20 protein-coding genes are annotated in these 20,058 nt (G+C 62.2%); 15 read left to right on the top strand and 5 right to left on the bottom strand.

Annotation, left to right across the window (positions count from 1 at the left end; all coding sequences use genetic code 11):
* The first annotated feature begins 17 nt into the window (after positions 1–17).
* Complete coding sequence (locus PSV38_RS03900; RefSeq protein ID WP_300545072.1) at positions 18–1,325, top strand: replication-associated recombination protein A; 1,308 nt, start codon at positions 18–20, stop codon at positions 1,323–1,325.
* Between the two features lie 22 nt (positions 1,326–1,347).
* Here PSV38_RS03900 and icmH read toward each other — a convergent pair whose 3' ends face one another.
* From icmH to tssJ, 3 genes are read right to left on the bottom strand one after another with little or no spacing between them, the layout of a single operon-like run.
* Positions 1,348–2,097 carry a type IVB secretion system protein IcmH/DotU gene (gene icmH / locus PSV38_RS03895; protein ID WP_300545070.1) on the bottom strand — a complete coding sequence of 250 codons (750 nt, stop codon included), beginning with the start codon at positions 2,095–2,097 and terminating at the stop codon, positions 1,348–1,350.
* Between the two features lie 31 nt (positions 2,098–2,128).
* Positions 2,129–3,496 carry a type VI secretion system baseplate subunit TssK gene (tssK, locus tag PSV38_RS03890; RefSeq protein ID WP_300545068.1) on the bottom strand — a complete coding sequence of 456 codons (1,368 nt, stop codon included), beginning with the start codon at positions 3,494–3,496 and terminating at the stop codon, positions 2,129–2,131.
* Between the two features lie 19 nt (positions 3,497–3,515).
* Complete coding sequence (gene tssJ / locus PSV38_RS03885) at positions 3,516–4,193, bottom strand: type VI secretion system lipoprotein TssJ (RefSeq protein WP_300545065.1); 678 nt, start codon at positions 4,191–4,193, stop codon at positions 3,516–3,518.
* 214 nt (positions 4,194–4,407) lie between these two features.
* On the opposite strand from tssJ, the gene PSV38_RS03880 reads away from it, so the two are divergent.
* The 12 genes from PSV38_RS03880 to PSV38_RS03825 are packed head-to-tail and all read left to right on the top strand — an operon-like array spanning position 4,408 to position 16,697.
* On the top strand, positions 4,408–5,109 hold the full coding sequence (locus PSV38_RS03880; RefSeq protein WP_300545063.1) for a hypothetical protein: 702 nt from the start codon (positions 4,408–4,410) through the stop codon (positions 5,107–5,109).
* A 27-nt stretch (positions 5,110–5,136) separates the two neighbouring features.
* Positions 5,137–5,652, top strand: coding sequence for a type VI secretion system contractile sheath small subunit (tssB, locus tag PSV38_RS03875; RefSeq protein ID WP_300545061.1), 516 nt, complete (start codon positions 5,137–5,139; stop codon positions 5,650–5,652).
* Positions 5,653–5,656: 4 nt separating this feature from the next.
* Complete coding sequence (gene tssC / locus PSV38_RS03870; protein WP_300545058.1) at positions 5,657–7,135, top strand: type VI secretion system contractile sheath large subunit; 1,479 nt, start codon at positions 5,657–5,659, stop codon at positions 7,133–7,135.
* A gap of 41 nt (positions 7,136–7,176) precedes the next feature.
* Positions 7,177–7,737 carry a type VI secretion system tube protein Hcp gene (locus PSV38_RS03865; RefSeq protein ID WP_300545056.1) on the top strand — a complete coding sequence of 187 codons (561 nt, stop codon included), beginning with the start codon at positions 7,177–7,179 and terminating at the stop codon, positions 7,735–7,737.
* 46 nt (positions 7,738–7,783) lie between these two features.
* Positions 7,784–8,245, top strand: a complete 462-nt coding sequence (tssE, locus tag PSV38_RS03860; protein ID WP_300545054.1) for a type VI secretion system baseplate subunit TssE — start codon at positions 7,784–7,786, stop codon at positions 8,243–8,245.
* A 2-nt stretch (positions 8,246–8,247) separates the two neighbouring features.
* Positions 8,248–10,221, top strand: a complete 1,974-nt coding sequence (tssF, locus tag PSV38_RS03855) for a type VI secretion system baseplate subunit TssF (RefSeq protein ID WP_300545051.1) — start codon at positions 8,248–8,250, stop codon at positions 10,219–10,221.
* Entirely contained in the window at positions 10,185–11,252 is a 1,068-nt protein-coding gene (tssG, locus tag PSV38_RS03850) for a type VI secretion system baseplate subunit TssG (RefSeq protein WP_300545049.1), read from the top strand. The genes tssF and tssG overlap by 37 nt, the downstream gene beginning before the upstream one ends.
* Before the next feature lie 39 nt (positions 11,253–11,291).
* A complete protein-coding gene (gene tssH, locus PSV38_RS03845) occupies positions 11,292–14,051 on the top strand; it encodes a type VI secretion system ATPase TssH (RefSeq protein ID WP_300545047.1) in 2,760 nt (919 codons plus the stop codon).
* Positions 14,051–14,404, top strand: a complete 354-nt coding sequence (locus PSV38_RS03840; RefSeq protein ID WP_300545045.1) for a hypothetical protein — start codon at positions 14,051–14,053, stop codon at positions 14,402–14,404. Before tssH ends, PSV38_RS03840 begins: the two co-directional genes overlap by 1 nt.
* 31 nt (positions 14,405–14,435) lie before the next feature.
* Positions 14,436–15,167 carry a hypothetical protein gene (locus tag PSV38_RS03835; protein ID WP_300545042.1) on the top strand — a complete coding sequence of 244 codons (732 nt, stop codon included), beginning with the start codon at positions 14,436–14,438 and terminating at the stop codon, positions 15,165–15,167.
* On the top strand, positions 15,164–15,931 hold the full coding sequence (locus PSV38_RS03830; RefSeq protein ID WP_300545040.1) for a hypothetical protein: 768 nt from the start codon (positions 15,164–15,166) through the stop codon (positions 15,929–15,931). The genes PSV38_RS03835 and PSV38_RS03830 overlap by 4 nt, the downstream gene beginning before the upstream one ends.
* Positions 15,932–15,986: 55 nt before the next feature.
* A complete protein-coding gene (locus tag PSV38_RS03825; protein WP_300545037.1) occupies positions 15,987–16,697 on the top strand; it encodes a phosphatase PAP2 family protein in 711 nt (236 codons plus the stop codon).
* Here PSV38_RS03825 and PSV38_RS03820 read toward each other — a convergent pair.
* Together PSV38_RS03820 and ppk2 are read right to left on the bottom strand one after the other, a co-directional pair.
* Positions 16,650–17,054, bottom strand: a complete 405-nt coding sequence (locus PSV38_RS03820; RefSeq protein WP_300545035.1) for a hypothetical protein — start codon at positions 17,052–17,054, stop codon at positions 16,650–16,652. The genes PSV38_RS03825 and PSV38_RS03820 overlap by 48 nt on opposite strands.
* A 69-nt stretch (positions 17,055–17,123) precedes the next feature.
* Entirely contained in the window at positions 17,124–18,002 is an 879-nt protein-coding gene (gene ppk2 / locus PSV38_RS03815) for a polyphosphate kinase 2 (RefSeq protein WP_300545032.1), read from the bottom strand.
* Between the two features lie 56 nt (positions 18,003–18,058).
* On the opposite strand from ppk2, the gene PSV38_RS03810 reads away from it, so the two are divergent.
* Positions 18,059–18,421 (top strand): translation initiation factor Sui1, encoded by a 363-nt coding sequence (locus PSV38_RS03810; RefSeq protein ID WP_300545030.1) that lies wholly within the window; start codon positions 18,059–18,061, stop codon positions 18,419–18,421.
* Positions 18,422–18,509: 88 nt separating this feature from the next.
* Positions 18,510–20,054: a PAS domain-containing methyl-accepting chemotaxis protein gene (locus tag PSV38_RS03805; RefSeq protein ID WP_300545028.1), complete on the top strand. Its 1,545-nt coding sequence runs from the start codon at positions 18,510–18,512 to the stop codon at positions 20,052–20,054.
* Positions 20,055–20,058: the final 4 nt, after the last annotated feature.

Here is a 20,058-nt window from a genome sequence, read left to right as displayed (position 1 = left end):
CATTGGATCCACCAGACATGCCACGCGACTCAGCCGCGGCCAAAGCGGCCTTGGCCGCCCCCTTGGCCGAACGCCTGAGGCCCAAAGCCTTGGACGAGGTCGTCGGGCAGGATCACTTGCTGGGCGCCGGGCAGCCCTTGCGGGTGGCTTTCGAGTCCGGCCAGCCCCATTCCATGATCCTGTGGGGCCCCCCCGGCGTGGGCAAGACCACCCTGGCGCGCCTGATGGCCCAGGCCTTCGAGGCCCAATTCCTCAGCATTTCGGCCGTGCTGGGCGGGGTCAAGGACATCCGTGAAGCGGTGGACAAGGCGGTGCTGGCCCAGCGCAATGGCCTGCGGACCATTGTGTTCGTGGACGAGGTGCACCGGTTCAACAAGGCGCAGCAGGACGCATTCCTGCCGCACGTGGAGTCAGGCCTGTTCACCTTCATTGGGGCCACCACCGAGAACCCTTCGTTCGAGGTCAACGCGGCCCTGCTGTCGCGGGCCACCGTGCATGTCTTGCGGTCCATGGACGATGAAGCCATGGCGCAATTGCTGGCGCGTGGACAAGAAGCGTTGCAAGGTGCGGCGTTGACACCAGAAGCCGCCACGCGCTTGATCGCCTATGCGGATGGCGATGCCCGCCGCTTGCTCAACACCTACGAGACCTTGACCGGCATGCTCAAGGGCCGAGCGCTGATCGACGAGGCCGCGCTTGAGAAATCTTTGGGCGAACAACTGCGCCGCTATGACAAGGGGGGCGATCAGTTCTACGACACCATTTCGGCCCTGCACAAGTCCGTGCGCGGATCAGACCCCGACGCCGCCTTGTATTGGTTCGTGCGCATGGTGGATGGCGGCGTTGATCCTCGCTACATCACGCGGCGTCTGATCCGCATGGCCAGCGAAGACATCGGCTTGGCCGATCCCCGTGCGCTGCGCATGGCCTTGGACGCGGCCGACACCTATGAGCGCCTTGGCACGCCGGAGGGCGAGTTGACCTTGGCCCAATGCGTGATCTACCTGGCCATGGCGCCCAAGAGCAATGCGGCCTACAACGCCTACAAGGCCGTGCGTGCTTGGGTCAAGCAAGACACCACGCGCCCCGTGCCCTTGCACCTGCGCAATGCGCCCACCAAGTTGATGAAAGATTTGGGCTTCAGCAAAGGCTACCGCTATGCCCACGATGAGCCCGATGCAGTGGCCGCTGGTGAAAATTATTTCCCGGATGGCATGGCGCCCCAAGCGTTCTACCAGCCCGTGTCACGGGGTCTGGAAATCAAGATTGGCGAGCGCCTGATGCAATTGCGAGAGCTGGCTGGCAAGCGCGGGACCAAGGGCTGAGGCCTGCTTTGTGTGTCTGGTGTCAAGGCAAGGTGATCGTGATGTTGGCCACCTGAGGCGCCAGTTGCACGATGTCATGGTGCTCGGCCAGTGCCTGCTGCGTGAAGTGATTCAGGTTCCAGCGCAGACCCACGAAAGCCAGCAAAGACAGCAGTCCGAACACCGAGCCGATGACCCACAGCGGCACTTCATGCTTGAGCTGATGCGACACCTGGTCGGGGGCGGCCCAGCTGGGCGCGAAGGCGGCGCGTTTGCCTTTCAGGCGTGAGATCTCATCACCCAGGCGAGCGGTCAGGTAGCCCAGTTTTTCAGTGCCTTCGATCAGGTACTTGCCTTGAAAGCCCAGCAGCAAGCACATGTGGAAGACTTCAAGCGTGCCCACGCGCGCCACGCCTTGTGAGCGCAGGTCCTCCAGCTTGACGAAAAACTGTTCGCCAGCCAACTGCTCGCCAAAGAATTGCAACTGCAGGGGCAAACGCTGCCAGGATTCGCGGGCCTTGAACGACGACATCAGAATGGCCTCGTCCACCGTGGCGCAGAACGCGTACTTGCAGGCGTAGATGTCTTCAGAGGTGGCGTGCATGCGGGTGGCCCCGCGCTCAAAAGCGGTCAGGAACTGCTTGACCCGTTCGCGAAACACCTCGGCCTCAATGGGCGCGTGCTTGGCCTTGAGCAGGAACAGCAGGTAAAAGCCGTCGTACATCAGGTCCAGCAGGCTGCTGGCTTCCTTGGCGCGAACGGCATTCAGCGTGGGGATGGTGGCGGTGGACATCAAATCACCTCGTGGTCATTCATGGGGCGCATCACGGGTTGACCGCGATGAGTTCCAGCTTGAGTTCATTCAGGCCAGACGGCGCATAGACCGTGATGGACTGAGCCTGCAGCATGCGTTCGTAGAGCGATCCGCGAGGCTCCAGCGTGAAGTAGTAGCAACCTGGCCGAACCGGGATGGCCGCGGGCACTTGAGGTGCGTGCACGAGCTTGACCCCGGGCATGGCCGACAGGACCAGCTTGTCAACGTCCTCGGGCGCCCCGAGCTTGAAGCGCATGGGCACGACATCGACCAATTCCGAGGGCGACATGGCGGCCGACACGCCCAGGTAAAGCTGAGTGCTTGGCTTGATCTGATCAGAGTCCAGGCGCCCCAGGTGGAACGATGGTTGATGCTCGGTCAGGGCGATCGAGAAGTAGCGGGTGGAGATGACCGTCTCCAGCAACTCGCGCACGATGTGGTCCAGGCGAACAAACGCGGGCCCCGGGTTCTGGTGATCGTAGGCGGGCAAATCGGCCAAGGTGAACGTCTTGGAGAACGTCAGCAAGGCCCCGGCCAACTCCAGCAGTTTCTCAAACAGCCGCTCGGGGTGCAGGCCAGGGTGCCTGGCCAGGTGCGACAGGCCTGCGAACGCCGAACTGGCGGTGTGCAGCAACCAGAATGACGCCACGTCGCCCGACCTGAACTCGATGATGTTCTTGCTGGGCTCGCGGTGCAGGCCATACAGGGCGTCCACCTTGGCTTGCAAGACATCCAGCAAACGGCGCAGGTGCAGCACCAGCGCTGCTGAGGCTTGCACATTCAGGCTGGGTGGGATGAAGCGCCCATCGTGCTCAAAGCTGCCGGTGGCGGTGCGCTTGATGCGAAGCACGGGCAGGGACACCAGGTGAGCGCGCGGTTCGGTCTCTGACAACAGCTTGGCGGACTTGCGCAGCACGGTGACCTCGGCGGTCACGGCATCGGTGTAGGCATCGGCGGCTTGCAAGTGGCTGCGGTAGTAGCGCACAGCGGTGTCGGCCTCTTCGCGAGATGCGGCGAAATTGGTGCCGCTGGCACGCACGGGCGCCAGTGCCAGGTGGAAGACCGGCTCCTGGCCACTGGCCCCATTTGAATTGGAGGCCTGCAGCGAATCCAGTGCGACGGGCGGCGGCAGCTCGTCTTCGGCAGGTGCGTTGAACAACTCGCCATCGGGGAACACCACTTGCAACTCCAGCACGCGCAAAAGGCCGGTCTGCAAGGCATCAGGATCGACCTTGATGTGGCGCACGCCCCAGGCATAGGGGTGCAACAGGCGCGACATCTGCGACAGGCGCCACTCGTGGTACGCGTCTTGTTGCTGAAAGTGCTGCGGGCGAAGGAACAGGCCTTCGCCCCAAAGAATCTTGGGTGACTGGATCAAGGTGTACTCACTGAATTTTCTAAGGACAAGGCACGGCCACGGAGCGCGCCAAGTTCAAGGGCTGGCCGATGGGCTCGCCCACTTGCACGCTCATGGCACAGGCATGCAGCCCGATGGACAGGCCGCTCTTCTCGGCGGATTCACTGCGAAACGCATAGCGCCATCGTTGCGGCGCTGGTTTGCGGAACAGCGCGACGATGCCGATGTAGCGGACTTCGCGGGCGACTTTGTCGAGGACTTCATCGTGTCGGCCTGGAATCATCTGAACCTCTCGCGTTTCGATCACATCGTCGCCCATCTGTGCTTTCTCTTTGGCCGGGTCCCCAAACACCTCATAGGGAGCTTGCAGGAAAGCATTGGGACTGCGCAGCTTGTAGATGCGGGTGAGCAGTGCCACAGGCTCGCCAGAAGGTGCGATGTTGAGCGAGTCACTGGCATGAAGCCGCCACATGATCTTGCGGTCCGGCAACTGGACATCCGGAACCTCTGGCAGCTCGGGCTTCTTCAGGCCAATCGCTTCCAGTGCCTTGTCCTTGTAGTCACCAATCGTGTCCATGACCGAGCCGCTGGCCGCTTCTTTCGGCATGCCCAGCCGCTCAAGTTCGGTGGGGGCGACCTTGAGGGGGGGTGTTGATGTGCAGCCACTCAAACCTAGCAGCATGCAGGCGCTCAACAGCGCGGCCAATCGAGTCTCCATCCCTGTATTCATGCTGCTAGTGTAAGAAGACCGATGACTTGATTCATGGGCATCCCCCATCAAGGGGGTGGGTCATTTGCAACCGAATGCAAGAGTCTGTAACGCACCCCAAAGGGGGAGAAGTGGCTCGAATGTTTTGGGCTTTAATTCGTCCTGTCGGCCACAGCGAGAGCGTGTGGCCGAGTTCAACATAACTGTTCAGGGAGTTCCCAAATTGTTGTATACCCATGTGCGCCGCGGCCTGCTCAGCGCGGTGATGGCCTCCCTTCTGTGTGCCTTGACGGCTTGCGGCATTGCCCCCAAGCAGGGTGATGGAGCCGCAGCCAGTGCCGCCACCGCAGAGAAGCTGACCGAGCGTCTTGATGCGGCCGACAAAGCCCAGAAGCTGGGCAAGACCGAAGACGCCTTGCTGCAGCTGGACACGGCCATCAAGGTCGATCCGGCCAGCAAAACACCTTGGTTGCGCAAAGCCCAGATCTATTTTGATGCGCGCCAATATGGCCAGGCCATCACGGCAGCCCAAGAGACCTTGCAGCGCGATACCACCGACCTCACGGCCAAAAGCATCCTGGCCGTCAGCGGCTTGCGGGTCAGTGCTCAGGCGCTTGAGCAGCTGCGCAAGGCCAATGAAGTCAACGGCTCGGCCCGCACAGAAGCAGAGAGCGTGGCTAAGTTGATCCGCGAAGCGTTGGGCGAGCCCATCCTGGTGCCCCCTTTGGCCGCCGCCTCTTCGGTTGAGGCCAAGCCCGTGCGCGCTGCTCGCCGCATCACGTCACCCCCCCGTCCCGTGGTCACCGCTCCCGCACCGGTGGTGGCCTCTGCAGCCAAAACTCAGGCCACCAGCCCGGTGAGCGCGCTCAATGCCGCACCACCGGCGGCCGGAGGGCGCAACAACCCCTTTGGTGCTTTGCAGTAATCAGTTTCCACAGAGAGGAGTTTTGTCATGGCCAAAAACGACAGTGTTCAAAAGCGTCTGGAGCGTGTTCGCCCCCCGCGTGTTCAATTGACGTACGACGTCGAGATCGGTGATTCGATCGAGCAAAAGGAGTTGCCTTTTGTGATGGGCGTGATGGGTGATTTCACCGGGCAACCTGATCCTGACAAGCCAGTGGTGCGCTTGAAAGACCGCAAGTTCGTCAACGTGGACCTGGATAACTTCGACGAAGTCCTGTCCGGCATGGCGCCCCGCGCCAGCTACCGCGTCAAGAACAAGCTCAGCGCCGATGGCGGCGAGTTCGCCGTCAACCTCGACTTCAAGAAGATCGACGACTTCCGCCCCGAGTCGGTGGTTGAGCAGGTCGAGCCTCTGCGCAAATTGCTGGAAGCCCGCACCAAGCTTTCCGACCTGCGCAACAAGATGGCCGGCAACGAAAAATTGGAAGACGTGCTGGGCGCTGTCCTGAGCAACACCGAACAGCTCAAGCAGCTGGGCGCAGAAACCCACCAAGCCGAGGAGTGACACCATGAGCGCACAACTGCAATCCAATGGCCTGCCCGTGGCCGCCGATGCTTTCAGCCTGCTGGACGACATCGTTTCCAAGAGCAAGGTCGCCAAGACCGACACCGAGCACGCCCGTGCCAAGGACATCATTGGTGAGTTGGTCAAAGAAGTCCTGCAGGGCACGGTGGTGGTCTCCGACAACCTGTCGGCCACGCTGGATGCCCGCATCGCCGAGATCGACCGCTTGATTTCCGACCAGCTCAGCGAGGTGATGCACGCCGCCGAGTTCCAGAAGCTGGAGTCCTCGTGGACCGGCCTGCACTACCTGTGCAAGCAAACCTCCACCGGCGAAAAGCTCAAGATCAAGGTGTTCAACGCCACCAAAAAGGAGCTCGTCAAGGACTTCAAAACGGCCATTGACTTTGACCAATCGGCCTTGTTCAAGAAGGTCTACGAAGAAGAGTTCGGCACCTTTGGTGGCGCACCTTTCGCCGCTTTGATCGGCGATTTTGAAGCTGGTCGTGGTGCGGAAGACATGTACTTCCTGGATCAGATGTCCCACGTGGCCGCTGCGGCCCACGCACCTTTCATCTCGGCGGCCTCGCCCGAGCTGATGGGCTTGGACACCTTCACCGATCTGGGCAAGCCCCGCGACATGGCCAAGGTGTTCGACACGGTCGAGTACGCCAAGTGGAAGTCCTTCCGCGAGTCCGAGGATGCCCGTTATGTGGCCTTGACCTTGCCGCGCTTCCTGGGTCGCCTGCCTTTTGACCCCAAGGATGGCAACACCACCGAAGGCTTCAATTTTGTCGAAGACATCGACGGCACCGATCACAGCAAGTACCTATGGGTGAACGCCGCTTATGCCTTTGGCGCCCGCTTGACTTCGGCGTTCGAAATGTACGGCTGGTGCGCGGCCATCCGCGGCGTTGAAGGTGGCGGTCTGGTCGAAGACCTGCCCACCCACACCTTCAAGACCGATGATGGCGAAGTGGCCTTGAAGTGCCCGACCGAGATCTCGATCACAGACCGCCGCGAGAAAGAACTCAGCGACCTGGGCTTCATCCCCCTGGTCCATTGCAAGAACACCGACTACGCCGCGTTTTTCGGTGCTCAGTCGGTTCAAAAGCACAAAAAATACGACAACCCGGCCGCCACCGCCAACGCCACCTTGGCGTCGCAACTGCAGTACATCTTCTCGGTGTGCCGCATTGCGCACTACCTCAAGGCGATGATGCGCGACAAGATCGGCAGCTTTGCCTCGGCGGGCAATGTTGAGAGCTTCCTCAATGCGTGGATTGCTCAGTATGTTTTGGCCGACGACAGTGCGTCGCAAGAAGCCAAAGCCAAATACCCCCTCAGGGAGGCATCCATCGAGGTGCAGGAAGTCCCCGGACGACCTGGGGTGTACCGTGCGGTCGCATTTGTGCGCCCGCATTTTCAGCTGGATGAGTTGTCGGTGTCGCTGCGCCTGGTTGCAGAACTGCCCAGCGGTGCCTAAGGCGCATCCATTTCTTTAAAAACATCACGGAAGGAAAAACAATGAAAGACATCTACATCGAGTTCAAGAACTCGGCCATCAAGGGTGACGTGCGTGACGCCGTTCACGGCAGCAATGCTGCGACTGGCCAGAACGCCAAGCCCACGATCGAAGTGGACTCCTGGGCCCACTTGATCCGCCAACCCAAGTCGGCTTCGGCTTCGACCGCCGGTGGTCACACCTCCGAGCGTTGCGAGCACGACGAAATGGTGTTCGTCAAGGACATCGACTCGTCCAGCCCCAAGCTGTGGCAAGCCGCGTCGCAAGGCCTGGTGACCCCTGAAGTCGAAATCACCTTCTACCGCTCCAGCGGCCAGACGGGTTCGTTCAACAGCGGCACCAAGAACGACCGCGTCAAGTACCTGGTCATCAAGTTGAAGAACGTGCTGATCTCGTCCGTGGCCCCCACGGTTTCGGAAGAAGGCATCCCCAAGGAAACCTTCGGTCTGAAGTACTCGGCCGTGGATTGGGCTTACTCGGCGTCCAAGCTGGACGGCAGCCAAGGTTCGGTCACCGGCACCGGTGCCTGGAACCTGGCCACCAACACCTCGACCTTCGCTTGATCGACTGAACAGGAAAACGGCGGCCTCGTGCCGCCGTTTTTTCATGATGACTTTGTTTGGACTCAATCTGCTGGAAAAGTTGACCGATGACCACCGTGACGAACGGGGGCACACGTCGATCGATCAGCTCAAGGACAGCGTGGCACGTGACGTCGAGTCGTTGTTGAATTCAAGGTGCGGCCTACCGGAAGGCATGTTGGGCAACTTCAAGCATTGCCAGCAGTCCTTGCTGTCTTTTGGTTTGAAGGACTTTGTCTCCCTGTCCTTGGCCAACCAGGGTGACCGTGCTTTGATTTGCGAAGACATCCGATCGGCGTTGCTGGTGCACGAGCCGCGCCTGCAAAACCCAATGGTGCAGGTGAGCAGCACCCCGGGGCCCGGTCAGCGCTTGCACTTTGCCATCCAGGCCTTGTTGATCGCCCACGAGGCCAACGAAATCGTCAGCTTTGACGCGGTCTTGCAGCCGGTCAGCCAACGCTACCAAGTTTCTCGCGGACGCAACGCTTAGCCATGGAAAATTTGCTGCCCCATTACGAGCGAGAACTGGCGTTGCTGCGGCAATCGTCGATGAGCTTTGCCGAGCGTTACCCCAAGATCGCGGGGCGCTTGCAACTGGCCAATGACGTGTCTCAAGATCCTCATGTCGAGCGGATGATCGAATCCTTCGCCTTGCTCGCAGCCCGTGTTCACAAGCGGCTGGACGACGACTTTCCGTTGTTCACTGAATCCATGCTGGAGGTGCTCTACCCGCATTACCTTCGGCCTTTCCCATCCTGTTCCATTGCCCAGTTTGACCTGGGGGCGGCTGCCGGCCAAATGAGCAAGTCCGCCGAAGTGTCCCGTGGCACCCTGCTGAACGCTCGTCCGGTCAAAGGCGTGACCTGCAAGTTCCGCACGACCCAGGCGGTCACACTGCGGCCGGTGCGCATCGCCAGCGCGGCGTTCCGCAATTCAGTGCTGGCACCCGAGGGCACGAGGTTGCCTGCCGGTGCGACCTCGGTGTTGTCCATCACGCTGGAACTGCTGTCTCCCCAGGCGTCCTGGAGTGTTCTTTCCGGTCAGCCTTTGCGCGTGTACCTGGATGGTGAGTCTTCGCAGGTCAGCGTCTTGCGCGAGGCGCTGTGTCAAAAGGTGGTGGGCGTGATGACTCAGGTGGCGCCTCACCAGCCCTGGCTGTCGGCCGCGTCCATCGGGGTCGACAAACCCACGCCCCAACTGGCGGGCTTTGCTGACGACGAGGCCCTGATCGATTTCGATGCACGTTCGCACGCGGCCTACCGCCTGCTGACCGAGTACTTCGCTTTCCCCGACAAGTTCAATTTCATTGACCTGATCGTTCCGGTGCCGCGCAACTTGTGCCAGGCACCTGCAGGCGGTGGCGATGGTGAGGTCCACAGCGTGCGATCCTTGACCTTGCACCTGCTCCTGTCGGGCATCCGCGCCGACTCGGACGAGTCCCGCTTGCTGGAAACCATCCAGGCCCGCAGCTTTGTTTTGGGTTGCACGCCCGTGGTCAACCTGTTCAGCCAGCCAGCTGATCCGATCCGCATCACCCACACGACGTCCAGCTACCCGGTCTTGCCCGACAGCCGCCGTGCGTTTGGCCACGAGGTTTACTCCATCGACCGTGTTTACCGCGTCTTGCAAACGCCGCATGGCGAGTCGGTCGATGAGTTTCGCCCCTTCTTTTCGCTCAAGCACGACGACCTGCTGCCGTTTGACGAGGCTGAACTCAGTGCGTCGGCCCCCAATCTGGCCGCCCTGCGCCGGCAGCGCTCCAAGCAACAAGGCGACGGGCGGGCCCCGGGTCGCTATTGGCATGCGCGCCGCGATGACGATCTGGCCGAGCAAAGCCCGGGCTACGAAACCGAGATCTCTATCGTGGACGTGGATTTCGAGCCTGCTTTGCCGCAGACCGAAACCTTGTCTTTGACCGTCACAGCCACCAACCGTGATTTGCCCACCTTGTTGGCTTTTGGGGCGCCAGGTGGTGACCTGAGCCTGGAAGGCGGTAGCCTGGCTCGTGAGATCAGGATGCTGCGCAAGCCCACGGCCAGTCAACGCTTTGAGCGTGGGCGCGGCACGTTGTGGCGCTTGATCTCGCACTTGTCCTTGAACCATTTGTCCTTGTCCTCAGGCGGCATCGACGCCTTGAAGGAAATGCTGCGCCTGTACGACCTGCCGCGCAGCGCTTCCAACCGCCGACAGGTGGATGGCTTGGTGGCGGTGGCATTTCGCCCGACCACGGCCTGGCTGCCTGGTGAGCCCTTTGCGACCTTTGTGCGGGGCACCCAGGTGCGCTTGACCGTGGACGAAGACAGCTTCGTGGGCACCGGCCTGGGCCTGCTGGCCGCGGTGATGGACCATTTCTTTGGTCTTTATGTTCACGTCAATAGTTTCACGCAGTTGACCATCGTGTCGGCGCGCACGCAAGAAGAGGTGCTGACATGTCCGCCCCGCAACGGCGACAAACCGCTGGTGTGATCGAGCAACTGCTGCGTGAACCGCAGCGGTTTGGTTTCTTCCAGGCAGTGCGCCTGCTGGAACGCTGGCTGGTCACGCCCGAAGGTTTGAGCAAGCTGAACTTCCGTAATTCAATCTCGCTGGCCTTTCCTGCCAGCGAGATTGAAACCTTGCTGGTGCATCGGCGTGCCGATGGCAGTGCGGCCGAGCATCCTGAAGGCCCTGAAGACGTTGAGCGCATCGACCTGACGCCCGCGTTCATGGGCCTGTTGGGGGTCACTGGCACCTTGCCGCTGTTCTACACCGAGTCGCTGGCTCAGCGCGAGCTGTATCAGAAGGACCATGCCGCGCGCGCCTTCATGGACGTGTTCAGCCACCGAGCGGTGATGCTGTTCTACCAAGCCTGGAAGAAACACCGCCTGCACATCCAGTACGAGGGCGATCGCCGCCAGCGCTTCATGCCGATGGCATTGGCCTTGGCGGGCCTCGGGCAGAAGTCGCTGCGCGGTCGACACGACGCCGAGCGAACAGGCGTGGCCGACGAGGCGCTGGCTTTTTATTCAGGCACCTTGCAGCAACGCACCTTGTCGGCGCGCCAGTTGCAGCAGGTGCTGCAAGGCTACCTGGACGTGCCGGTGGCGCTGGAGCAGTTCGTGGGTCGCTGGTACACCTTGCCCGAGGCTGGCCGCCACTACCTGGGCCGTTCTGGCAATGGCGGCCTGGGGCAATCGGTCATGTTGGGCGAGCGGGTGTGGCAGCGCGATTTGCGCATGCGCATCGTGCTGGGCCCGTTGGACCATGTTCGGTTCCGGCGCTTCTTGCCCGGCGCACCCGGCGCTTTGGCCTTGCGCGAGTTGCTGACCCTCTTGAACGGGGTGAGCCTGGAGTTCGAGGTGAATGTGCGCTTGCGGCAGGACGAAGTGCGGGGCAGTTCGCTGAACTCTGACCGGGCGCCCACCGAAGCCCGCCTGGGCTGGGACACCTTTTTGCAAACCAGGCCTGCCAACGAAGACCGCGCCGATGTGCGTTATGACATCCACGCGGCGGCTTGACCTCACGTCATCACAAGAACATTCAACGCTGTCATCCCCATGAGCCAGAACCTCAAGACCTTGATCTCCAAACTCAATGACACCACCCGCCGCGCGGCGGAGCGTGCCGCCAGCCTGTGCATGGGCCGTGGGCACTACGAGGTGGACCTGGAGCACCTGTTCCTGGCCCTGCTGGAGCAGCCGCAAAGCGACCTGGTGGTGCTGTGCCGACGCTTTGGCGTCTCGACTTCAGAACTGCAGCGTGACCTGGAGTCCGAGCTGTCCCGCTTCAAAACCGGCAACAGCCGCACGCCGGTGTTTTCCAACCATTTACCGGTGCTGCTGGAGCATGGCTGGTTGATCGCCTCGCTGGAGTCGCAGGCATCGGGCATCCGCAGCGCCCACCTGCTGCTGGCCTTGCTGACCGAACCCTCGCTCAGCCAGTTGGCTTATCGCGGGTCCAAGCTGTTTGCCAGGTTCAAGCTGGAGGAGCTCAAGCATAAATTGGCCGAGGTGACACAGGGCTCGCAGGAGGCTGCGCAGGCAATGCACCTCGCCCAGTCGCCAACGGAGGAGGACGAGGCCCATGCCAGCGACACCCTGACGGGCAAGACCCCGGCGCTGGACCAGTTCACCACCAACCTCACGCAGCGGGCGCTGGATGGCAAGGTCGATCCGGTGATCGGCCGAGACGCGGAGATCCGCCAGGCCATCGACATCCTGATGCGCCGTCGGCAGAACAACCCCATCCTGACCGGCGAGGCGGGGGTGGGCAAGACTGCGGTGGTGGAGGGGCTGGCGCTGCGCGTGGCCCTGGGTGATGTGCCGTCTTCCTTGCAAGGCGTGGCCATCCATGTGCTGGACATGGGCCTGCTGCAAGCGGGTGCTTCGGTCAAGGGTGAATTTGAAAACCGCCTGAAGAACGTGATCGACGAGGTCAAGAGGAGCCCGCATCCCATCATTTTGTTCATCGATGAAGCGCACACCATGATCGGCGCGGGCGGGCAAGCGGGCCAGAATGACGCGGCCAATTTGCTGAAGCCCGCGCTGGCCCGAGGCGAGCTGCGAACCATCGCGGCCACCACCTGGGGCGAGTACAAAAAATACTTTGAAAAAGACGCGGCCCTGGCCCGGCGTTTCCAGGTCGTCAAGGTGGAGGAACCCAGCGAAGAGCTGGCCTGCGCCATGCTGCGCGGCATGGCACCCTTGATGGAAAAACACTTTGGCGTGCGCCTGTTCGACGAGGCCATCCTGGAGGCCGTCCGCCTGTCTGCCCGCTACATCAGTGGACGCCAGCTGCCCGACAAGGCCATCAGCGTGCTGGACACGGCCTGCGCCAAGGTGGCTCTGGGCCAAAGCGCCACGCCTGCCCGGATTGAAGACGCGCGCAAACTTCTGGAGCGCCTGGACGCTGAATCCAGCGCCTTGAAACGCGAGGTTGCCAGCGGCGCGCGCCATGGTGCCCGCCTCGACGAGTTGCAGGTGGAACGCGAGGCCATCCAGGCCACGTTGGCCTTGGACGAAGAACGTTGGACCTTCGAGCAGCAGCTCGTCAACGACATCCGTGATCTGCGCGCCAAGCTTGAAGACCGCGCCAGTGCTGGCGAGCCGGATGCTCTCGCATCGGCCCACGATGATGGGGCGAAGGCGGCCACCAGGGGGCGCAAGAAAGCGGCCATCGCCATCGCCCACGCTAGCCCGGAGCATGAGTTGTTGTCGCTCAAGCAGGCCGAGCTGGCCGCCTTGCAAGGCGAGGCGCCCCTGGTGCCCATGCAGGTTGACGGCCATGTGGTCGCCGAGATCGTGGCGGCCTGGACCGGCATCCCGCTGGGCAAGATGGTCAAGGACGAGATCAAGACCGTGCGCCTGCTGCACACCACCTTGCAAGAGCGCGTGATTGGCCAGGACCACGCCTTGGCCGCCATCGCCCAACGCGTGCGCACCGCACGTGCTGGCTTGGAGGATCCCAACAAGCCCAAGGGCGTGTTCCTGTTCGTGGGCCCCAGCGGCGTGGGCAAGACCGAGACCGCATTGGCCTTGGCCGACATCCTGTACGGCGGCGAGCGCAACCTCATCACCATCAACATGAGCGAGTACCAGGAGGCGCACAGCGTCAGCGGCCTGAAAGGCTCGCCCCCCGGGTATGTGGGTTACGGCGAGGGGGGCGTTTTGACCGAAGCCGTGCGCCGCAAGCCCTACAGCGTCGTCCTGCTGGACGAGGTCGAGAAGGCCCACCCCGATGTGCTGGAGATGTTCTTCCAGGTGTTTGACAAAGGCTTGATGGACGATGCCGAAGGCCGCGAGATCGACTTCCGCAACACGGTCATCATCCTGACCTCGAACGTGGGCTCGCAAAGCATCATGCAAGCCTGTTTCAAGCATGACGAAGCAGCCGGTGGCACGGTGATGAAGGCGGTGAGCGAGCTGCCCGATGCCGAGGCACTGGCCGAGGCCCTGCGGCCGACCCTCTATAAAACCTTCAAGCCGGCCTTCATCGGGCGCACCAAGGTGGTCCCTTACTACCCCTTGAGCGATGACGTGTTGCTCAACGTGATCCGGCTCAAGCTGGACCGCATCGCGCAGCGCGTGGCGGCCAATCACCAAGCAGTGCTGGACTACGACGAGGCCTTGATGGAGGCGGTGCTCAACCGCTGCACCGAGGTGGACACGGGCGCCCGGGCGGTCGACCACATCCTCAATGGCACCTTGCTGCCCGAAATCGCCGACAGCGTGCTGGCCCGCATGGCCGAGGGGCAGCCCATCGCCCGGATCAAGGTGAGCGCGGGCAAGGATGGCAAATTCAAATTCAAGGTGCAATGATGAGCAGTCCCGAACCCACCCATGAAGCCAGCGTGGCCGACAAGGCATTGGACCTGGGCGGCCATGCCCCTGGCGCCCACCATCGCCTGGTGTCGCACCGCAAGCCTGCCCCCCAGGACATCGAGGCCTTGTTGATCCAGGCGGCCGAAGGGCGGGCCATCGTCTCGCCAGCCCGAGACGGTGCCACGCGCCTGTTGTCTCGCCTGAGTGTGGGGCCATGGAGGATCCACACCCTGGTGGCCGATGGCGGGTTTTCGTCCGATTACCAGGTTGTTCTGGCGGCGGGGGCCCTGCGTGCGACCGTGCAGATCCGGTGTTTGCCCTGCCCCCATGTGGTTCAAGTGAAGATCTGACCACACGGGTGTGCTGTAGAGTGGAGCGCATATGCACGAGCCTCCGTCCTCACACCTCACCTGGCGCACCTTGGTCTTGAGCACCCTGGCCTTGCTGCTTGTGATGACGGCCGTGGCCGGTTTTGGCGCTCATTGGGCCTGGCAGAATCTGGCCGCCCACGTGGTGTTGCGCGATCAGGAGGCCAGCATCAGCATGCCGTCCGAGTTGGCCGTGCGGGCCTCGGTCAGCAACAAAATCGAGGTGCGCATTGACCAAAGCCTGCGCTTGAAAGTGCCTGTTCGCGAAACACTCCGCATCCCGATCACCGATCCCATTCCGCTCAACGTCATCGTTGAAACCTCGGTCCCGATCAACTTTGACGTGCCCATCGAGCACACCTTGCATGTGGATCAGGTGATTGATTTGGACACCAAGGTCAAGACGCGCATCCTGGGTTTTGCCGTCACTTTGCCGATCCAGGGCAAGGTGCCGCTCAAGGCCGACGTGCCCATCCGCCTGGTGATCCCGGTGCGCAAGCAGGTGCCGGTCTCTTTGAACACCCCGGCGTTGATCCGACTGGCCGAGCCTTTGAGCGCTCGCATCGACACGGTGATGAACACGGTGGTTCCGATCCGTGAGTCCTTCAGCCTGCCCGTGACTGCGCCCGTCAACGCGACCTTGAGTTTTCCGAGTCAGAGCGTGAAGGCTGGTCTGACCCACATGGAAATCAAGTTGCCGCTGCAGGCGGTGAAGCTTGAACGTCGGCCAGAGGGGCAGCCTTGACGACGACGTCAGCGCGGCGGGGTTGGCACCGACCGGTGCGTCGGCGCGATGTGGCCTTGGTGATGACCAGCGCGGCGTTGATCTGGGTGGCTTTGATGGCGGCCGCGGCCTGGCAGGTGCGCGAGCATTGGCAGTCTGTTGTGGCTTTGCGCCATCAAACGGTTACCTTGCGTCTGCCGACGGGCATGCCCGCGCGGGCTGAGGTGCACACTCCTCTGCACCTGCGACTGGACACCCGGTCCAAGGTGGCCGTGCCCATCGACCAGGTGGTCAGCGTGCAGTTGCTGAACCAGCTGAGCGCCCAGGCCGTCATCAACACCACCGTGCCGGTGGACACCAGCATCAGTTTTGACCAGGACATCCCCGTGTCGACCGAGGTGCAGATGAAGATCCCGGTGGTGTCTTGGCTGCCAGCCATGAACGTCATGGTGCCCGTCACTTTCAACGTGCCGGTGCACTTGACTGTACCCATCAAGGTGCAGCTGCCTTTGGCGCTGGATGTGAAGGTCAGTGGCCAGGTGAGCGATGCCATCAAGGTGCCTGTGCGCACCACCATGCACCTGACGGTGCCTGTTCACGCCACGCTGCAGGCCGATGTTTTGAACCGTGCGGACTTCAACCTGGTAGGTTTGCAGGCGCCCTTTGACCTGCGCATCGAGCAGGCTGAGGTGCGCACGCCTTTGCGCGACATCGAGTGGTGCTACAGCATCATCTGCGTGCCCCAGGAGCCCCAACCCCGCGAAGATCAGGGCCGAGGACGTTGACTCTCCATAATCCGCGCAATTTACACGCTCGGAATGGGAACCAAAGCGTCCCAGGATGCTCACATCCATTCACGCGGCACTGGTGCACATGTTGAGCAGCGATACCTTCTGGTTCTGGATTTCACGCCTGGGCGAATCGCCCATCGTCCTGCCCATCGCTTTCGCGCTGGTACTGGTGTTCATGGCGTTTGATGCCCATCGCGTGGTGCGGTCCTGGGCTTTGGCCTTGGGCTTGGCCATCGGCGTCACCTCGGTCTCCAAGATTGCCTTCCTGGGCTGGGGGCTGGGCATTGCCTGGCTGGACTTCACTGGGTTTTCGGGGCATGCCATGCTGTCCGCGGCGATCTACCCTGTGCTGGGACATGTCTTTGCCCGCCGGAGGCAGGCCTCGACCGCCTGGTGGGGGGCGGCCATGGGCTTGGCCCTGGCCGCACTGATCGCGGTGTCCCGCATCACTACCCACGCGCACTCGGTGTCTGAAACGGTGTTGGGATTTCTTCTGGGATGCCTGGTTAGCGTTTGCGCCATGAGGTTCAGGGCTCCGGCCCATCTGCGCATTCCACGGTGGGCATGGCTGACCGCTGCCGCCTGGTTGGCGGCCATGCCCTTTGTCAGCCTGCCCTTCAACACGCACCAAACGGTCATCAAGGTGGCCTTGGTGCTGTCTCAGCGGCAGTATCCCTATCAGCGGGCTGACCTGCACCGCCCGGTGCCAGCCTCAGTGCAGCCGCTCCATGGCCAGGAAGTGGTACTTCTCGGCCATTGAAAAGGGCACCGTGTGCACGACCTCCATCAGGCGCTGGGTACTGCGTTCAGATGCCGCGTGAACCAGCAGCGCGCAGTGGCCCTGGCGCGCCAGATGGGTGTATTGGCGCACGGTGGCTGCTTCGCTGCCAACAGAAGGCATGGGGCCTGCCACGGCCGGTACAGTGGGGCTGACCTGGTCCAGGATGGCTTCGGGTTTCAGCAGCATGATGTCGTCGCTGTGGAATCCGGCGCCCTGCAAGGCCTCGCCGACCTTGTCGGCATCCGCCAGGTTGGGGAACATGGCGAACACATAGCCCGTGGGGTAGAACACACCGCCCATGGTCAGCATGCGCGGTTCAAGCATGAAGGGTTTCATGATGGGTCCTCAGTGCCAAGACTTTGACACTGTGCGCCACGTTCTATCCGGGGTCAAGCAGCGGCAGATTCAGTAGATTTCAGGCACGACGATGTCGGGCGACACCGGCTGGCGGGCGTAGTCCTGGTGGCGTTCCCGTGGCGGCAGGATGATGGCGGGGCGTTCGATTTCACGGTAGGGCATTTGCTGCAGCAGGTGGTGGATGCAGTTCAGCCGGGCCTTCTTTTTGTCGTCGGCCTGCACCACCCACCAAGGCGCCTCGGCAATGTGGGTGCGCTCCAGCATGACCTCCTTGGCCCGGGTGTAGTCCTCCCAACGGCGGCGCGACTCCAGGTCCATCGGGCTGAGCTTCCATTGCTTGAGCGGGTCGTGGATGCGGCCCATGAAGCGCAGTTGCTGCTCGTCGTCCGAGATCGAGAACCAGTATTTGATCAGCTGAATGCCCGAGCGCACCAGCATGCGTTCGAACTCGGGTGCCGAGCGGAAGAACTCTTCGTACTGGTCGTCGGTGCAAAAGCCCATCACGCGTTCGACGCCAGCGCGGTTGTACCAGCTGCGATCGAACAGCACCATCTCGCCCGCGGCGGGCAGGTGCGAGGCGTAGCGCTGGAAGTACCACTGCGTGCGTTCGCGGTCGTTGGGCGCGGGCAGGGCGGCCACACGGGCCACGCGCGGGTTCAGGCGCTGGGTGATGCGCTTGATGACACCGCCTTTGCCGGCGGCATCGCGGCCTTCGAACAGGATGACGACCTTGTGACCCGAGCTGACCACCCAGTCCTGCAGCTTGACGAGTTCCCCTTGTAGGCGGAAAAGCTCGTTGAAGTACTGCTTGCGGCCTTCCTTGTCGGTGTCGTTGCCATCGTCCAGTTCGAGTTCCAACTCTTCGTCGTAGCTGTCTTGCAGATCGCGGTGGATGCGGCGGATCAAGTCATCATCGGTCGGGCTCATGGCGTCGACGGTATCGCTGTATGGTGTCAACCCTGTGACAGAGATCCATCAAGGCCATGAAACCTCAAAAATCCAGCGGTGGGCTGGTTTACTCCACCGAACTGGGCCGCACTTGCCCCGAATGCCGCCAAGCTGTTGCGCAATGCGTGTGCAGCAAAAAGCTGAACCTGCCTGCGTCGGATGGCATCGTGCGGGTGTCGCGCGAGACCAAGGGTCGCAAGGGCAAGGGCGTGACCTTGGTCAAGGGCGTGCCGCTGGACGAGGTGGCACTCCACCAGTTGGGCAAACAGCTCAAGGCCGCGTGTGGGTGTGGCGGCACCGTCAAGGATGGCGTGGTGGAAGTGCAGGGTGACCATGTCGAAACGGTCATGGCGTTTCTGCAGAAACAGGGCTGGACGGTGAAGCGCGCGGGCGGCTAAAAACGTCGATTTGACCGAAATGATGAGATGAAGTCGGGGGCATTCCAGCCGATAACAAGGTGGCTTCCCTGATCACCGTCCCGACCTCATGCGCAACAACCAGCCCGTCACCCAACAAGAGTTTGATTTTCCCGCTGACACGACCTTGATGTCGACGACGGATGTGCAAAGCCACATCACTTACGCCAACGCGGCATTTGTGTCGATCAGCGGTTACAGCCGTGAAGAGTTGCAGGGGCAAGCCCACAACCTGGTCCGGCACCCGGACATGCCCAAGGAGGCGTTCGCCGACATGTGGGCCACGTTGAAGGCGGGTCAGCCGTGGACGGGCATCGTGAAAAACCGCCGCAAAACTGGTGACCACTACTGGGTGCGCGCCAGCGCTGTGCCTGTGGTTCGCCATGGTCGGCCCACGGGCTACCTGTCGGTGCGCACCAAGGCTTCTCGCGAAGAAATTGACGCGGCACAAGGCCTGTACAAGAAGTTCCAGGACGGCCAGACCGGAGGGCGCCAGTTTCACAAGGGGCTGGTGGTGCGCACTGGTCTCATGGGTTGGACCTCGCTGCTGCAGACCATGCCGGTGCGGTGGCGCATTCGGTCGGCCTTGCTGGCCATGCTGCCGGCCAGCGTGATCGGTGCTTGGGTGCTGGGCTTGGGTGGCATGGCGGTGGCGGGCTTCGCCGCGGGCATGACTGTGTTGTCGCTGTTGGCCGCATGGTGGCTGGAAGCGCAAGTGTCCCGGCCTGTGGAGCAGATGTGTCAGCAAGCCCTGCGCGTGGCCTCGGGCGAAACGCAAAACGCTGTCCACATGAACCGTGTCGACGAGGTCGGTTTGACCTTGCGCGCGATCAGTCAATTGGGCTTGATGTTCCGCTGGTTGATCGATGACGTCAGTGAGCAGGTCGTCAACGTGCAGACGGCCATCAACGAGATAGCGCAGGGGAACAACGACCTGGCCTCGCGCACCGAGGCTGCCGCGTCCAGCGTTCAGCAAACCGCGTCGACGATGACGCAGATGACGGCCACCGTGAGAAGCAGCGCCGACACCGCGACCCAGGCCAACGAGTTGTCGGGCACGGCCAGCAAGGCGGCGGGCAAGGGGGGCAAGGCCGTGGCCGACGTGGTCAACACCATGAACGCCATCACCCACAGTTCCAAGAAGATCGCCGACATCATCGGGGTCATTGATGGCATTGCTTTTCAGACCAACATCCTGGCCTTGAACGCGGCGGTGGAAGCCGCGCGTGCGGGCGAGCAGGGGCGCGGCTTTGCCGTGGTGGCCAGCGAGGTGCGCAGCCTGGCGCAACGCAGCGCCGAGGCGGCCAAGGAGATCAAGCATCTGATCAATGCCAGCGTCGAGAAGGTGGAGTCGGGCTCCAAGCAAGTGGACGACGCCGGCAAAACGATGGACGAGGTGGTCAGCCAAGTTCAAAGGGTGTCGGATCTGATCGCAGAGATCAGTTCCGCGACCCGCGAGCAGAGCAGCGGCATCACCCAAGTGGGTCAGGCGGTCAGCCACCTGGACCAGATCACTCAGCAGAACGCGGCATTGGTGGAGCAAAGCGCCGCTGCGTCTGAAGGGCTGAAAGAGCAGGCGGCGCGATTGGTCGAGGCCGTGAGCGTGTTCCGGTAGGCCG

Source organism: Aquabacterium sp., assembly GCF_029946005.1.
Lineage (GTDB): Bacteria > Pseudomonadota > Gammaproteobacteria > Burkholderiales > Burkholderiaceae_C > Aquabacterium.
The sequence above is the reverse complement of the archived record's forward strand: the minus strand, read 5'-3'. Positions and strand labels throughout refer to the sequence as shown.

Bases quoted from the DNA above. Each gene is read 5' to 3' on its own strand.
- PSV38_RS03820 (WP_300545035.1), bottom strand. From the start codon at position 17,054: ATGAAACCCTTCATGCTTGAACCGCGCATGCTGACCATGGGCGGTGTG.
- PSV38_RS03865 (WP_300545056.1), top strand. From the start codon at position 7,177: ATGAAAGACATCTACATCGAGTTCAAGAACTCGGCCATCAAGGGTGAC.
- PSV38_RS03825 (WP_300545037.1), top strand. From the start codon at position 15,987: ATGCTCACATCCATTCACGCGGCACTGGTGCACATGTTGAGCAGCGAT.
- PSV38_RS03840 (WP_300545045.1), top strand. From the start codon at position 14,051: ATGAGCAGTCCCGAACCCACCCATGAAGCCAGCGTGGCCGACAAGGCA.
- ppk2 (WP_300545032.1), bottom strand. From the start codon at position 18,002: ATGAGCCCGACCGATGATGACTTGATCCGCCGCATCCACCGCGATCTG.
- icmH (WP_300545070.1), bottom strand. From the start codon at position 2,097: ATGTCCACCGCCACCATCCCCACGCTGAATGCCGTTCGCGCCAAGGAA.
- tssJ (WP_300545065.1), bottom strand. From the start codon at position 4,193: ATGGAGACTCGATTGGCCGCGCTGTTGAGCGCCTGCATGCTGCTAGGT.
- tssC (WP_300545058.1), top strand. From the start codon at position 5,657: ATGAGCGCACAACTGCAATCCAATGGCCTGCCCGTGGCCGCCGATGCT.
- tssB (WP_300545061.1), top strand. From the start codon at position 5,137: ATGGCCAAAAACGACAGTGTTCAAAAGCGTCTGGAGCGTGTTCGCCCC.
- PSV38_RS03900 (WP_300545072.1), top strand. From the start codon at position 18: ATGCCACGCGACTCAGCCGCGGCCAAAGCGGCCTTGGCCGCCCCCTTG.
- PSV38_RS03835 (WP_300545042.1), top strand. From the start codon at position 14,436: ATGCACGAGCCTCCGTCCTCACACCTCACCTGGCGCACCTTGGTCTTG.
- tssG (WP_300545049.1), top strand. From the start codon at position 10,185: ATGTCCGCCCCGCAACGGCGACAAACCGCTGGTGTGATCGAGCAACTG.
- tssF (WP_300545051.1), top strand. From the start codon at position 8,248: ATGGAAAATTTGCTGCCCCATTACGAGCGAGAACTGGCGTTGCTGCGG.
- tssE (WP_300545054.1), top strand. From the start codon at position 7,784: ATGACTTTGTTTGGACTCAATCTGCTGGAAAAGTTGACCGATGACCAC.
- PSV38_RS03805 (WP_300545028.1), top strand. From the start codon at position 18,510: ATGCGCAACAACCAGCCCGTCACCCAACAAGAGTTTGATTTTCCCGCT.
- PSV38_RS03810 (WP_300545030.1), top strand. From the start codon at position 18,059: ATGAAACCTCAAAAATCCAGCGGTGGGCTGGTTTACTCCACCGAACTG.
- tssH (WP_300545047.1), top strand. From the start codon at position 11,292: ATGAGCCAGAACCTCAAGACCTTGATCTCCAAACTCAATGACACCACC.